At 62.1% G+C, this 12,933-nt stretch carries 13 protein-coding genes and 1 pseudogene; 8 read left to right on the top strand and 6 right to left on the bottom strand.

Features of this window, described 5'->3' with window-relative positions:
* Positions 1 to 334: 334 nt before the first annotated feature.
* Positions 335 to 1,768, top strand: a complete 1,434-nt coding sequence (locus E2E30_RS19695) for a transposase (protein WP_240699135.1) — start codon at positions 335 to 337, stop codon at positions 1,766 to 1,768.
* A gap of 23 nt (positions 1,769 to 1,791) precedes the next feature.
* Here the strand turns inward: E2E30_RS19695 and E2E30_RS19690 are convergent, their stop codons facing one another.
* Both E2E30_RS19690 and E2E30_RS19685 read right to left on the bottom strand, forming a co-directional pair.
* On the bottom strand, positions 1,792 to 2,436 hold the full coding sequence (locus tag E2E30_RS19690) for a recombinase family protein (protein WP_133192378.1): 645 nt from the start codon (positions 2,434 to 2,436) through the stop codon (positions 1,792 to 1,794).
* A 355-nt stretch (positions 2,437 to 2,791) separates the two neighbouring features.
* Complete coding sequence (locus E2E30_RS19685) at positions 2,792 to 3,358, bottom strand: TetR/AcrR family transcriptional regulator (protein ID WP_165954597.1); 567 nt, start codon at positions 3,356 to 3,358, stop codon at positions 2,792 to 2,794.
* Positions 3,359 to 3,530: 172 nt separating this feature from the next.
* Between E2E30_RS19685 and E2E30_RS19680 the strand changes: the two genes are divergently transcribed.
* The 6 genes from E2E30_RS19680 (at position 3,531) to E2E30_RS19655 (ending at position 8,819) form a co-directional block, all read left to right on the top strand.
* Positions 3,531 to 4,616, top strand: a complete 1,086-nt coding sequence (locus E2E30_RS19680) for a catalase family protein (RefSeq protein WP_443018419.1) — start codon at positions 3,531 to 3,533, stop codon at positions 4,614 to 4,616.
* 23 nt (positions 4,617 to 4,639) lie between these two features.
* Positions 4,640 to 5,335, top strand: coding sequence for a hypothetical protein (locus E2E30_RS19675; protein WP_133192355.1), 696 nt, complete (start codon positions 4,640 to 4,642; stop codon positions 5,333 to 5,335).
* On the top strand, positions 5,335 to 6,708 hold the full coding sequence (locus E2E30_RS19670) for a Dyp-type peroxidase (protein WP_133192354.1): 1,374 nt from the start codon (positions 5,335 to 5,337) through the stop codon (positions 6,706 to 6,708). Before E2E30_RS19675 ends, E2E30_RS19670 begins: the two co-directional genes overlap by 1 nt.
* Position 6,709: 1 nt before the next feature.
* Positions 6,710 to 7,156, top strand: coding sequence for an acyl-CoA thioesterase (locus E2E30_RS19665; protein ID WP_165954596.1), 447 nt, complete (start codon positions 6,710 to 6,712; stop codon positions 7,154 to 7,156).
* Complete coding sequence (locus E2E30_RS19660) at positions 7,153 to 8,307, top strand: patatin-like phospholipase family protein (protein WP_133192352.1); 1,155 nt, start codon at positions 7,153 to 7,155, stop codon at positions 8,305 to 8,307. Before E2E30_RS19665 ends, E2E30_RS19660 begins: the two co-directional genes overlap by 4 nt.
* Before the next feature lie 95 nt (positions 8,308 to 8,402).
* Positions 8,403 to 8,819: a hypothetical protein gene (locus E2E30_RS19655; protein ID WP_133192351.1), complete on the top strand. Its 417-nt coding sequence runs from the start codon at positions 8,403 to 8,405 to the stop codon at positions 8,817 to 8,819.
* A 73-nt stretch (positions 8,820 to 8,892) separates the two neighbouring features.
* Here E2E30_RS19655 and E2E30_RS19650 read toward each other — a convergent pair whose 3' ends face one another.
* From E2E30_RS19650 to E2E30_RS19635, 4 genes and pseudogenes are all read right to left on the bottom strand, one after another.
* The gene (locus E2E30_RS19650; protein ID WP_133192350.1) at positions 8,893 to 9,522 is read right to left on the bottom strand and encodes a sensor histidine kinase; all 630 of its coding nucleotides are present in this window, start codon (positions 9,520 to 9,522) and stop codon (positions 8,893 to 8,895) included.
* Positions 9,519 to 9,752, bottom strand: coding sequence for a hypothetical protein (locus E2E30_RS19645; RefSeq protein ID WP_133192349.1), 234 nt, complete (start codon positions 9,750 to 9,752; stop codon positions 9,519 to 9,521). Before E2E30_RS19645 ends, E2E30_RS19650 begins: the two co-directional genes overlap by 4 nt.
* 212 nt (positions 9,753 to 9,964) lie before the next feature.
* Positions 9,965 to 10,240, bottom strand: a pseudogene (locus tag E2E30_RS19640) (integrase core domain-containing protein); the annotation flags it as partial.
* Positions 10,241 to 10,637: 397 nt separating this feature from the next.
* Complete coding sequence (locus E2E30_RS19635; RefSeq protein WP_133192348.1) at positions 10,638 to 12,068, bottom strand: IS1182 family transposase; 1,431 nt, start codon at positions 12,066 to 12,068, stop codon at positions 10,638 to 10,640.
* A gap of 258 nt (positions 12,069 to 12,326) precedes the next feature.
* Here E2E30_RS19635 and E2E30_RS19630 point away from each other — a divergent pair, with 258 nt between their 5' ends.
* Positions 12,327 to 12,875, top strand: coding sequence for a recombinase family protein (locus tag E2E30_RS19630; RefSeq protein ID WP_133192347.1), 549 nt, complete (start codon positions 12,327 to 12,329; stop codon positions 12,873 to 12,875).
* The last annotated feature ends 58 nt before the right edge of the window (positions 12,876 to 12,933 follow it).

The raw sequence follows: 12,933 nt of genomic DNA, 5'->3' as shown, positions 1-12,933 counted from the left end.
GACAGGCTCCGTTCCTTACAGGCCGGAGGAATTGGACCTCAGCCGCGCCAAGACGCCGGGCGTAGCCGATACCACGAGCGCGCCGACGGTTCAGCGAGGCGACCGGGCCAGGCGTAGTCGATACCACGAACTCTGCACCGCATTTCGGGGGTAATGACATTCCCGTGCAGGGGAGAGGGCCGGTAGCGCCGTCCGACTTCGTATTATCGACTACGCCTTTGGTCGGTGCTCCGGCCTGACCGCTCGGCGTCGTCGCAAACGACCGGGCCTGTTGAAAAATGCCGGACATGCCGGGTTGCTCCTTCGTTTTGACCCTACTCAGAGGAGCAGCGCCATGATGGGACCAACCTGTCGCGGTGGGCGGGAAGGGGCGTCCTGCCGCACCATAGAAGCCATGTTGCCCACAGACCACCTGCTGCGTCGCATAGACCGATGTCTTGAGACGAGCGAACTCAGGCAAGCGCTGGCTGGTCACTACAGCACGCGGGGACGACCATCGATCGACCCGGAACTCCTCATCCGGATAACGCTGATCGGTCGTATCTACGCGATCCCATCCGAGCGGCGTCTGTGTGAGGAGTTGCGTTATAATCTGGCTTACCGCTGGTTCTGCCGCCTCGCACCAGGAGACAAGGTTCCGCACCACTCGACATTCAGCAAGAACCGGCACGGTCGCTTCCGCGACGCCGGCGTGTTCCGGACCCTGTTCGAGGGCACGGTTCGACGCTGCATCGGCGAAGGTCTTGTTGGCGGTAAGGATGCCGCAATCGACGCCTCGTTCATCGAGGCTGACGCATGCTGGCAGCGCAAGACGATTCCCGGCTACTTGCCTTACGTGGCCAACGCAGGTCGCCCGGTCCGTGAGTGGCTGAGCGATCAGAGCAGTGTTGTTACGAAGCCGCGCGGCTCCAAAGACTTTGACGGCGTATCGCGGACCGACCCGGCTGCAGCTTGGTCGGCGCGACCGGGCCGTGCGCGGTTCGGCTATGCACTGAACGCGCTCGTCGACACCCCGAGCGGCGTAGCGCTCGATATCGAGGCCACGCCCGCTCGCTTTGCGGAAGAGGTCAATGCCGGCCGCGTCATGCTCGGGCGGTCCGCCGATCGTTTCGATTACCACCCCAAGCGGGTTGCGGCCGACAAGGCCTATGGCAGCGCCCACTTCCTCGGCTTCGTGCGGGACCACGGTGCAATCCCGCACATCCCTGTGATCGACCGCACGCAGCAGACCAAGGGCAAGCTGCCAAGAACAGCCTTCACCTATGATCGGGATACCGACAGCTTTATCTGCCCGACTGGCAAGCCGCTCCCGCACCACGCCTTCCATCTGCCCACCGGCGTGCATCGCTATGCCGCCGATGCCCGAGACTGCGAGACGTGCGTGCTTCGGAAGAAATGCACAACGGCGCGGCGTCGTACTCTGGTCCGTCTGGATGATGAGGACGTCCGCGATCTTGCCAGAGCCGAGGTAGAAACCGGCCTCTACAAGCGGTCGATGCGGTTGCGGCGCGGGGTGGAACGGTTCTTCGCTGACGCCAAGGGCAAGCACGGCATGAGGCGGCTTCACCTGCGCGGCATCCGCGGAGCGGAAGAAGAGTTCCTGATCGGCGCGGCGGTGATGAACCTTATGATTCTGGCGCGTCCACACCGGCTGACGGGCAAGCCACGCCGGGGTGCCTGCGTTCCCGCGGCCCTGACCCCAGCTGCAATCTCGGCCCGATCGATCGAACACGACGTGATCGTCCCGCCAGCTCGGCGATATTCCTGATTGCTGAGGCACGATCCGCTTCATCACGCGGCGCGCAGTCGTTCTTTGCGGTACGGTACACCGTCAAGCAGCGCCTGGCCCGGCGCCTTGGGAGTGCCGTCACCATTTACGTACATATAGAGCGTCGTCGTCGTCATCCCGAGACGCCGTGCGACATCGGCTGCGATCGCATTGCGATCGGACATTGCGGCCATCGCCATCGCCAGCGTCGCCTTATCCATCTTGCGGGGTCGTCCACCCATCCGCCCCCGGGCACGCGCCGCGGCAAGGCCCGCCTGTGTGCGCTCGGCGATCAGTTCGCGCTCGAACTCGGCAAAGGCGGCGAAAATGCCGAAAGCGAGGCGACCGTTGGCGGTAGTAGTGTCGATCTGCGCGCCGGCACCCGTGAGGACCTTCAAGCCAATGCCACGCTCGCGCAGCGCCTCGGCAGTGATGACCAGATGCCGCAGGTCGCGCCCGAGACGATCCAGTTTCCAGAGGACCAGTGTATTACCGGGCTGCAACGACTTGAGGCAGGCAGTCAGGCCGGGACGCGCATCATGGCGGCCCGAAGCGAGATCTTCATAGATGCGTGAGGGATCGACGCCAGCGGCGAGCAGCGCATCGCGCTGCGGCGCTAGTGTTTGCGATCCGTCAGCCTTGGACACCCTCACATATCCAATGAGCATCATTACCCCGCCAGAAAAGATATCCACCACCCTGCAATGTGTTGGTGGTTTCCGCAACGGGTTTTCCGATCTCCAGGGGGCGCCATCGAGGCAAAAGCTGCTACCGCCAGAAAACCGGTCGTTTTTCTTGTTGCCCAGTGACAATCACGATGAGCGCCTGCGCGTCATTGCAATGCGCGGTTGGGGTCTGCTTCGGGAGTGCGTACCCGGACCGGAAGCAGCCTCCAACCGCTTCGGCTTGATCTGCGGGTTGCCCTGCTGCCATCCTGCCGTGGCACCGTGGACGAGGCAGACCCTGATCGTGAGTGACAAGTTGTCATATCCTGTCGGCCCTTCAGGCCGGGGACGTTCGGCGTCAGTTTCTCACAAGTGCGGCAAACACTTCACGCATCTGGGTCGAGGGAGAGGGATCGTGCACTTCTTGAAGGATCGAACCGGACCACTGCGAGAGAAGGATGCGCGCCAGTTGGATGCTCGGCATCGCTGGCGTCAGGCCGGTACGCCTCAACAGATGGGAGGTGACGTCGGCGAAGGCGGCCTCGTACGCGACCTTGACCGGTTCGAAGCGCGTGCGGAATGGCGCATTGCGTCGTGCGTGAAGGTGAAGCTCAACCATCAGTACGGAATGGCGTGCATCAACGGACAGGGCATCCAGGCTGCGCCCGATCGTATCCAAGATGGATTCTGCGGTTTGATGACGGGTATCCGCCACCAACGTGTCGAGCTTTCGGGCCAGGCTCGCCATGTGCTCTTCGACCAGCGTGAAGAGAAGATCGTCCTTGCTGGCGAAATACGAATAGAATGCGCCCTGCGAGAAGCCAGCGCGTTCGCAGATGCCGCGGATCGAGGCGGCTGCGACCCCGCTCACGACGATCAGCCCGATCGCGGCGTCTAGCAGTCGCGCCCGCGTCTCCATCCGCATCTCGGGACGCTTCCTGCGGCCTGGCATCCCCCGCGTCGTTAGTGTTGCCTCGTATTCCACCAGACCGGAATGCAATCTGTTAGGTCCGAGGGCAACAGCCGCGCCGGCATTGCAACTAATATATCAGGTGATATGTTAAAGGCATTCTCGTCTAGGAAAGCTGCCACGCGTGATACCCAGCCGCCCCATTGCCTATCGCGACGATCTTGAAGTCGAGCAGCCGGACGAGGCTGCGCTGACGCGAGAGATCGTGGCTCAGATGGCGGCGACGCAGGCTGCCCATGCGGAGCGGCATCGTCATGCGCATCGGGATGCACATGCGAAGAGCCATGCAATCCTGAAAGGGCAGATGACGGTTCATCCGGACCTCCCGGCCGAACTGGCCCAAGGCATCTTCGCCCACCCTTGCGAACATGAGATCGTGGCCCGGCTGTCATCGGCACCGGGCGATATTCACAGCGATTCGGTGCCAGCACCACGTGGCTTCGCGCTCAAGGTCATTGGCGTTGGGGGCGAGCGCCTTACGCCCGATCTCGGCGGAGCCAATCAGGATTTCCTGATGGTCAATTTTCCGACTCTCGCCTTCGGTACGATTGCCAAATACAAGGTCATGCTAGGCCTGCTCGAAAAGAACGCGGATGCGCCTGAGGCGGCGCAGAGGCTGATCGCCGCTGCCGCCCGCGGCGTAAAGGGCGCGTTGGAAGCACTGGGTGCTTCCCCCGGTGCCACGCTCGACGGACTGGCGCGCGACCACGCGCACATGCTGGGCGAGACATTCCACACGCAGGCGGCTATTCGCTACGGCGATTATGTTGCGAAGCTGTCGCTGGCACCGGTTGGAGCGGTGGCCGAACTGACCGGACGGCAAGTCGAAGCGGGCTTTTCGACCATGCGCGACGCCGTGGTCGACCATTTCCGCCACGCCGGCGCCACCTATGAACTACGCGCGCAACTCTGCGTCGATCCGAATACGATGCCAGTCGAGGACGCGGCAGTCCTTTGGGATGCTACCCTCTCGCCGCATCGCGCCATCGCGACACTGACCTTCCCTCCACAGGATGCCTACGCCCCGGCTAGGCAGGTGCACGGGGACGATCACCTCGCCTTCAATCCGTGGAACGGAGTTGCAACGCACCGGCCGCTCGGCGGCATCATGCGGATCCGCAAGGCAGCGTACGAATCATCTTCGGGCCAGCGGCACAGACTGAATGCCGTGGCTCGACGCGAACCGCGTTCGCTCGATGAAATTCCGGATTGATTCGTATCGAAAGGACATCATCCATGGCCGACACCACAGATCCCCGGCTCGACGACGAAAGTCGTCTTGCAGAGTTTCGTCGCGTCGCTGCAGAAATAGCTGCCGATGCCCCGACACTCGCCCGAATTGCGATCGAGGGCATGATCCGCAATCACAATCCGCTGTTGAAGGGTACTGCCGGGTCGGCGGGGAGAGCCGGGCGGCAATCGGGCAACGTGTCCGAACTGACAGCAATCGCGACGCTGAAGCCCGGTGGCGCCGACCGGCTGCGCCGCATCTTTAACCTGACCGGCGGCAATTTCGACGGCGCGCAGAAGGTGTCCACGCTTCACGACATGCGCTTCGTCCTGTTTGATGATGATACGCGCATCCTGTTCGCCACGGCGTACGACGGTGATTGGGATACCTATATCAACGACTTCGCGACGAAGATCCCTGAGTTGATGGACCTGTTGTTCGCCAATATCGAAGGGTGGCCCGGTATTGCATCGGCCGCCGTCAAGGATTTTATCGCCGATCACCAGATCGACGCAGCCGGTTGGTTCGTTGCCAACCCGCAGGTGACGGTCGTGGACGTGCGGCGCCTCCAGCGTATGGAGACGGCGCTTGATGCCTTCCTCGATTCTATGGCTAGCAACACCGCCGCGGATCCTGCGACACGGGACGCGCTGGCCCTGCTGTCGAACCAGGTGTCGGTGCCCCACGGGGTGGATTACTGATGGGTATCCTCCAGCACCTCAAGGACCGCTTCCGCCCTGACCGTGTGACGCTCCAACTGGATGACATCCAAGCGTTGATCCTACGTGCGCGACCTGAACCCTATGTCGGCATACATGCGATGCTCCACGTCGACGACGCCGCGGGTGGTCGCGATCTCTTACGACGGCTCGCGCCGGATATCCCCGCTGCAGCAGACTGGACCGAAGAACTTACTGCATGGACCGGCGTGGCGATCAGCCACGCCGGTTTGAAGGCGCTTGGGGTGCCCAATGCTTCGCTCGCCAGCTTTCCCCTGTCGTTCCGCCAAGGGATGGCGGCGCGCGCGGACCAGTTGCGCGACGCGGGCGAAAATGCTCCCGAGCAGTGGGAGGAAGCCTATCGCCACGATCAGTGCCACATCGCGCTCACCATCTTCGCGTCCGATCAGGCCCGGCTCGACGAAGCGACCGACCGGGCGATGTCCGAATATCATGCGTCGAGCGGCGTGACGCTGATCGGAACGCACCGCTTCGGAGCTGATGCAGATGCTAAGAACCCATTCGGCTTTCGTGACTCAGTGTCACAGCCGACCGTCGCGGGAGCCGGGGTCGATCCACAGCCGGGACAGGAACGCGCAATCGCGCCGGGCGAGTTTATCCTCGGCGAGGACAGCGAAACGGGAGCGCCGCTGCAGATACCTCATCCTGACGCGCTGGGGCGAAACGGTTCCTATGTCGTGCTGCGTAAGTACGACAGTCGCCCAGGGGCGTTCAACGATTTCGTGCGCGGCCACGCAAAGGATGAGGCGGCGCAGGAGCTGTTGGCCGCCAAGATGTTCGGCCGCTGGAGATCGGGTGCACCGCTGATCCTGTCGCCGACTCGCGACGACGAAGTGCTGGGTGCCGATCCATCGCGGCGTAATGAATTCGACTTTTCGGGCGACAAGTCCGGAACTGTGTGCCCGCACGGCGCGCACATGCGACGCCTTAATCCACGTGGCGAGCGGCTGACGATTCTGACAGACGAAAACATTCACAGGATCATTCGCCGTTCCTCGACCTTCGGACCGAGATGGTCGGCCGACTTGACCGCCGCAGATGATAGTCGGGACGATCGCGGCATCTTCTTCATCTTCATCTCTGCCCGTGCGTTCGATACGATCGAATTCCTGCAGCAGGAATGGATCAATCGCGGTAATTTCATCGACTTGGGCGATGAGCGCGATCCCATCGTTGGCCTACACGACGAGCCGGGTCGCTTCACCATTCCTGCCGAGCCGGCTCGTAGTCGTATCGATGGCGTTACCACCTTCAACCGGCTGCGTGGCGGCGAGTATATGTTCATGCCTTCGCTCACCGCCTTGCGGTGGATTGCTGCGGAATCGTGGAACTGACATGGAGCAGGATACCGGCCACTATGTCGAGTACCCCCATCCCATCCGGGCGGGTCCAGGCGCAATCGATAATCTCGCTCATGTGAACAATGCCATTTACCTCATGTGGATGCAGGAGGCGATCGGTGCTTTGTGGCGCAAAACGGCCCCTCTCGGGCAGGTGAAAGCACTGACCTGGGTCGCGCACCGGCATGACGTGGTATACAACCGGCCGGCTGTGCTGCACGACCTGCTCATCGCTGTGGTGCGCGTGACCGGCTATCAAAGCTGTTGCGCTCAGTTGGAAACTCGCTTCGAGCGTCACGGGAAATGCGTGGCAATGATTAAATCCACGATGATATGCGTTGATCGTGCGTCGGGACAACTCAAGTGTATCCGCCCCGATCTTGCCCGCCATTTCCGTCTTTTCAAAGACGAAGCGGTCGCGACCGCTGGAGCCACATCATGATACGGCTGTTCCTCCGCTCCAACGCGATCACCGCATTGGCGTTCGTCGCAGGGTGCACTACACTCGACCGTGCGCCATTCACCGCAGCGCAAAGCGCCACAGCCATGATCGCTGGTGCGCCGCAAGCCCGGTTCTGGGCGGATGCGCCGGACGCCGCGCAGCGGATGCGACCCGACGTATCGGCAGGGCAGCCAGTGACGATGTTGGCACTATCAGGCGGCGCGGACGAGGGTGCCTATGGCGCCGGCGTGCTCAACGGCTGGACACAGAGCGGTACGCGTCCGGCGTTCAGCATCGTCACCGGGGTCAGCACCGGCGCGCTGATCGCTCCCTTTGCCTTTTTGGGCAAGGAAGGCGATGCCTCGATCGCCCGTTTCTACACTAGCGTATCCGCCAAGGACATATTTCACCCCCGTTTCCCGCTTGCGATCCCGGGTTCTACCAGTGTTGCTTCCACCGCTCCGCTTGCGAAGCTGATCGCCCGTGAGGTGACGCCGGAGCTTGTGGCGCGCATCGCCGAGGAGCAGGCGAAGGGCCGACGCCTGTTTGTCGCTACCGCCAATCTCGATGCGCAACGCAGCGTTATCTGGGACATGGGGGCCATCGCCTCCAGCGCGCTGCCGAACAAGGTGGCGTTGTTCCGCCAGGTATTGCTTGCCTCATCGTCCATCCCGGTCATGTTCCCGCCGGTGGTGATTGACGCGTCCGCAGGTGGCGCACACGTGCGCGAGCTTCACGCCGATGGCGGGACCACCGCAGGTATTCTTGCGATCCCGCCGCACCTTGCGGTAAGCGATGTACCCATCGACGATGCCGCCCGCATGCATGTCTACCTGCTAATGAACAGCCGGCTCGGTGGCGATTTTCAGATGGTGAAGCCCCGGCTCGTCCCGATCCTGAAACGCGCCTTCGCGCTCAACCAGCAGGCGGCGCTGCTGACGCTGGCGGATGCCAGCTACGTCTATGCGCATCGCCATGGCATCGACTGGAACGTGACGTTCATCGGGAACGACGTCGCGCCAAGCGACAAGTTATTCGAGAGGGGGTACATGCGCCGCCTGTATGCTTATGGGGTGGAGCGAGGACGCGCCGGCACGTGGCTGAAAGCACCGCCCACAACGGCCGATCTTCTCATCGCAGATCATCGCTAGCGGCATTATGCCGGTATGGATCGTCCGTCTGAAGTAGCGTAATATCGAGATAGCAGGCGTGAAGATAATCGCCAGATAGGCTCCGCAATGCGCCGATGGAGACGCCGCTCGCGCGCAAGGCGATCGAGAAGCTGTTCGAAGGCAATCACGTGACCTACGAGGCGGCCTTTGTCGACCTGGACGAAGATGGGAAGCAGGACATCGTCGCTTATGCGTCCGGCCCTGAATATTGTGGCAGCGGTGGATGTTCGATGGGCGTCTTAAGGGCGACAGGGAAGGGCTACGATACCATCGGGCGTACGACTGTTACCCAGTTGCCGATCAGATTATTGTCCTCGCGTACCCACGGCCTGCGCGACCTGGGCGTAGCAGTGTCCGGTGGTGGCGCGTCGGGGCATGCAGTTCGGCTGCGCTTCGATGGCCGACGCTACCCCTCGAACCCTACCACGTTGCCCGAAACCGCAACAACGAGCGACGACGCAGGCAGCGTCCTGATCCCGTCGGCTCGGTAGAAATGGCGCGGGCAACCATCCCGAGCATGCTATGGCGCTCTGATCGTGTGGCCGTCGCAGTCAACTGGCCAGCTCAGGATCTGACTGACGTTAGGGGAGCAACCAGGGTCCACACGGCCCCTGTCACAGGGAAGTCCAACATCGCGCTTCCCTGCAGGCTACGACCCGTGGCCGTGCAGATCAGCCGTGTCCCGAACCCCTGTCGCTCGGGCCTCGTGACCGGCGGTCCGCCACGCTCGATCCATTGGAGCAGCAGGTCCGCATCGTCACCTGCCCCGCGCACCCGGCAGCATAGCTCGACGGTGCCTGTTTCGTTGGAAAGCGCTCCGTACTTGATCGCGTTGGTCGCCAGTTCGTGGAAGGCGAGCGTCAAGGTCATCGCTGCCCTCGGACCGATTTCAACCGTTTCGCCGAGGAAACTGAGTCGCTCGGTGTAAAAGGAGAGGTGAGCCAAGGCTTGATCCGCCAGGGCCGGAAGCGGCGCTGCCTTCCAGTCCGATGACAGGAGCTGCTCCACGGCACCGCCCAACGACGCCAGTCGCTCGTCGATCACGTCGCGTGCATCTTCGATCGAAGATGCCGCCCCCAGGCTCTGACTGACGATAGCACGCACGATGGTAAGGACGTTCTTGAACCGATGCTCCAGTTCCCGCACCACCAACTCGTCTCGGTCTGCCACGCGCGCCCCTGCGTCCTGTTTCATTCAATGCCGATTTGGAAGCAAGCCAAATGTCGTTCCAAGATTGCGCGCGCTTCCGGAGTTTCGAGCAACACCTCCGCTTGTTCAACTGTTTGTGGCCGGGGAGCTCCTGTCAATTCATTGATAGCCTGCTGCAGATAGGCCGCTGCTCCTGTCTCATTAACTGAGTCAAGCTGCTGGAGCGCTCTTTTCATGAGGCTAATCGCGGAGTCTATCGCCTGCGCCCGGTTCATAAGAGTGCTCCTTCGTGAAGGCGGCAACGCCGCGGTAAGCAGTTGACAACTATCCAAGTTCAACGGGATGCATATTGGTACGTAGCACTAACAGAGCTTAAAGTAATCCGTAGACATTGGCCGCCCCACTGAGGCCACCTGATCTCACTTATGCGCAAGCACAGCTGAGCATTCCCGGTTTCTCGTCCAGGCTGCGGGTGAGTTTCCGGCGTTCATTCGGCCGCCGCGGCATCATACTCGACCGGCGTCATCCAGCCAAGCGATGCGTGATGACGGCTCTCATTATAGTCCTTTCGCCACGCCTAGATCATGGCGCGAGCGTCGGCCAGCCACAGGAACCAGCGGACGTTTAAGCACTCATCGCGCAGGCGATCGTTGAACGTCTCCACGAAGGCATTGTCGGTCGGCTTGCCCGGCCGGCTAACGTCGAGCGTCGCGCCGTTCTCGTACGCCCAGCGGTCCAGTGCCTTCAAGATGAACTCCGGTCCGTAGCACATCGGGAAAGGCTTGTTCGGGAGTAGCTATGGCCCTGATGGAGACAAGGCCGCGAAGCGGCCCTAGGCTAAATCAGGGTAAGCCATGGCCGGCCAGCAGGTATTTAAAAGATATCGTCGATACAACACTTTGGAGGCCGACCGACCATGACCAAGCTCATCCCTACGCCTGCCGGAGCCGTGAGACTATGTCTCCGCCGATCCCGCTCTTCCCGCAAATTGAACCAGACCGTGCGAGAACTCGCCGTCACATGAGCACGGACGTCTTTTGTTAAACGGTGGAGCTGGGGGCAAATATTTTTGAGTTACTGCCGTGGTGGCGCTCTGGTGGCGCTGTGGTGGCTTCAAGGGGAAGCCATTGAGCGCTGCGCAGCAGATTTGGCGAGCTTGATCAGGCCGGTACGGCCCTGATCAACCCCGGCACGCCGATGAGGGTAATGGCTCTTCTTAGATTGTAGGCGAGCGCGGTCAGACTGAACTCGGCGCGAACCTTCTCCAGCCCGCGCATCAGGAATGCGCCCTGGTTCATCCATTGCTTGATCGAGCCGAACGGGTGTTCGACCGTCTCGCGGCGAACGGCAAGAATATCAGGGCGCGCAACCAAGCGCGCCGCCATGCGGTCCAGCACCGCCTCGTTTTCCCAACGGTTGATGCGCCGCCAGCGACTGCTGGTACAGTTCAACTTGATTGCGCAGTCCGAACAGGCGGCGGGGTTGGAATATTGGATGTTGGCGTGGCCGCGCGTCACCGCGCGATAGCTGATGTCGAGGGTCCGGCCACCCGGGCAGTGGTACGCGTCCGCCTCGGCATCGTAGCGAAAGAGATCCTTGGAGAAACGGCCATTGGCGATGGCGCTGCCCCGTCTCGGCCGGGCGACGAAGGGCGTGATACCATTCGCCTCGCATGCTTCGATGTCCTCGCCTTTGTAATAGCCCATGTCGGCGACCACATCGATCTGCTCGACGCCTAGCGCGTCTTTCGCCGCCCCAGCAGTGGGTGCCAGCAGACCCATGTCGGTGCCGGCGTTGGTAACGTGCTGCTCGACGATCAGCTTGTGTTTCGCATCCACCGCTACCTGCGCGTTGTAGCCGACCGTGGTCTTTCGACCCGTGACCATCGCGCGCGCATCGGGGTCGGTTAGCGATATCTGGCTCTCGCCGCTGGCGTTCAGCTCGTGCAGCATCGCCTCCTGGGCCTGACGCCGCTCGCGCACCCTGGCGATCTTCGCGGCCAGTGCCCCGCTGCGGCCAGGCGCATGGCCATCCTCGCCGCGGTCGATGGCGTCCATCTCGGCAATATACCCCTCAAGCCGCTCGTCGGCCGCGGCAATATACCTGGCCAGCTTGTCACGGGAGAAGTTGCGTGCCGGGTTGTTCACCGCCTTCAGCCGCGTGCCGTCCACCGCCAGCAGCTCGCGCCCGAACAGGTCGAGCTTGCGGCATAGGACGACGAAGGCGCGGAACACTGCCTTGAAGGCGCTCCGGTTGTCGCGCCGAAAGTCAGCGATGGTCTTGTAGTCTGGCCGAAGCCCACGCAGCAGCCAGATCAGCTCGAGGTTACGTGCCGCCTCGGCTTCCAGCCGTCGGCTCGACCGCACCCGGTTGAGATAGCCGTACAGGTACAGCTTGAGCATGTCGCCCGGGTCATAGCCTGGGCGACCCGTCGCCTTCGGCCGCGACCGATGAAAACCGGCCTCGCCCAGATCGAGGTCATCAACGAACGCGTCGATGAACCGAACCGGACTATCCGCTGCCACATAATCCTCTACCGATGCCGGCAGCAGCAGCGCCTGGTCGCGCGCATGACCCTCGATATATGCCATGATTACAGCATACGCCCGTCAGCAACCTTGTGGAATCACCCAGCGAGTTTTCGCACGGTCTGTGAACCTGATCGAGACAGTCCACGTCGGCAGCTTAGACTTTTTCAACAGCCACGACCTGTTTTGACGACCCCCTGTGGGAATCGCGTCACCGGCGCGATCGGCTGAGAGGTCCGCTTCGGAATGTGACTTCTCAAAACCCATCGCCAATTGTAATCCCGATCTATGGGCCTTGTCGATGAGTTTTGAGAAAAATCGATGCTGATTGGGTACGCGCGCGTGTCGACAGCTGAGCAGGATCTGACGATGCAGCTGGACGCGCTGGCCAAGGCCGGCTGCGAGCGGTCGTTCTCGGACAAGGCGAGCGGCGCGAAGATTAGTCGGCCCGGGTTGCTCGAGGCCATCAGCTACGCGCGGGCCGGCGACGTCCTGGTCGTCTGGAAGTTGGATCGCCTCGGTCGCACCATGAAGGGTCTGGTCGACCTGGCCGCCGAGCTCGAGGAGAAGGGCATAGGCTTGCGATCGATCACGGACGGGATTGATACGTCTGGCACAGCCGGTCGGTTGGTGTTCAACATCCTCGCCGCCATGGCGCAGATGGAGCGTGAACTGGTCAAGGAGCGCACCACAGCGGCGCTTGAGGTAGCCCGGCGTCGAGGGCGATTCGGCGGTCGAAAGTCCGTCATGACCGATGATCGTAGAAATGCGGCCGAGAGCTTGTTGAAAACGCAGATGACGCCGCGTGAGATCGCCGGGGCGATCGGCGTCTCGCTCTCGACCTTTTACCGCCATTTTCCTGGGAAGTGACTGCCGGTCGCGTCTGGGTTCGCGGCGGCTAGTAACGTGAGATCGTCCTATGGACGCG

The sequence above is a fragment of the Sphingomonas sp. AAP5 genome (assembly GCF_004354345.1).
Taxonomy (GTDB): domain Bacteria; phylum Pseudomonadota; class Alphaproteobacteria; order Sphingomonadales; family Sphingomonadaceae; genus Sphingomonas; species Sphingomonas glacialis.
Note: the sequence above shows the minus strand (reverse complement) of the source record. Positions and strands in the feature narration are given on the sequence as shown.

Bases quoted from the DNA above. Each gene is read 5' to 3' on its own strand.
- E2E30_RS19695 (WP_240699135.1), top strand. From the start codon at position 335: ATGATGGGACCAACCTGTCGCGGTGGGCGGGAAGGGGCGTCCTGCCGC.
- E2E30_RS19690 (WP_133192378.1), bottom strand. From the start codon at position 2,436: ATGCTCATTGGATATGTGAGGGTGTCCAAGGCTGACGGATCGCAAACA.
- E2E30_RS19660 (WP_133192352.1), top strand. From the start codon at position 7,153: ATGATACGGCTGTTCCTCCGCTCCAACGCGATCACCGCATTGGCGTTC.
- E2E30_RS19635 (WP_133192348.1), bottom strand. From the start codon at position 12,068: ATGGCATATATCGAGGGTCATGCGCGCGACCAGGCGCTGCTGCTGCCG.
- E2E30_RS19670 (WP_133192354.1), top strand. From the start codon at position 5,335: ATGGGTATCCTCCAGCACCTCAAGGACCGCTTCCGCCCTGACCGTGTG.
- E2E30_RS19630 (WP_133192347.1), top strand. From the start codon at position 12,327: ATGCTGATTGGGTACGCGCGCGTGTCGACAGCTGAGCAGGATCTGACG.
- E2E30_RS19650 (WP_133192350.1), bottom strand. From the start codon at position 9,522: ATGAAACAGGACGCAGGGGCGCGCGTGGCAGACCGAGACGAGTTGGTG.
- E2E30_RS19665 (WP_165954596.1), top strand. From the start codon at position 6,710: ATGGAGCAGGATACCGGCCACTATGTCGAGTACCCCCATCCCATCCGG.
- E2E30_RS19675 (WP_133192355.1), top strand. From the start codon at position 4,640: ATGGCCGACACCACAGATCCCCGGCTCGACGACGAAAGTCGTCTTGCA.
- E2E30_RS19645 (WP_133192349.1), bottom strand. From the start codon at position 9,752: ATGAACCGGGCGCAGGCGATAGACTCCGCGATTAGCCTCATGAAAAGA.
- E2E30_RS19685 (WP_165954597.1), bottom strand. From the start codon at position 3,358: ATGCGGATGGAGACGCGGGCGCGACTGCTAGACGCCGCGATCGGGCTG.
- E2E30_RS19655 (WP_133192351.1), top strand. From the start codon at position 8,403: ATGGAGACGCCGCTCGCGCGCAAGGCGATCGAGAAGCTGTTCGAAGGC.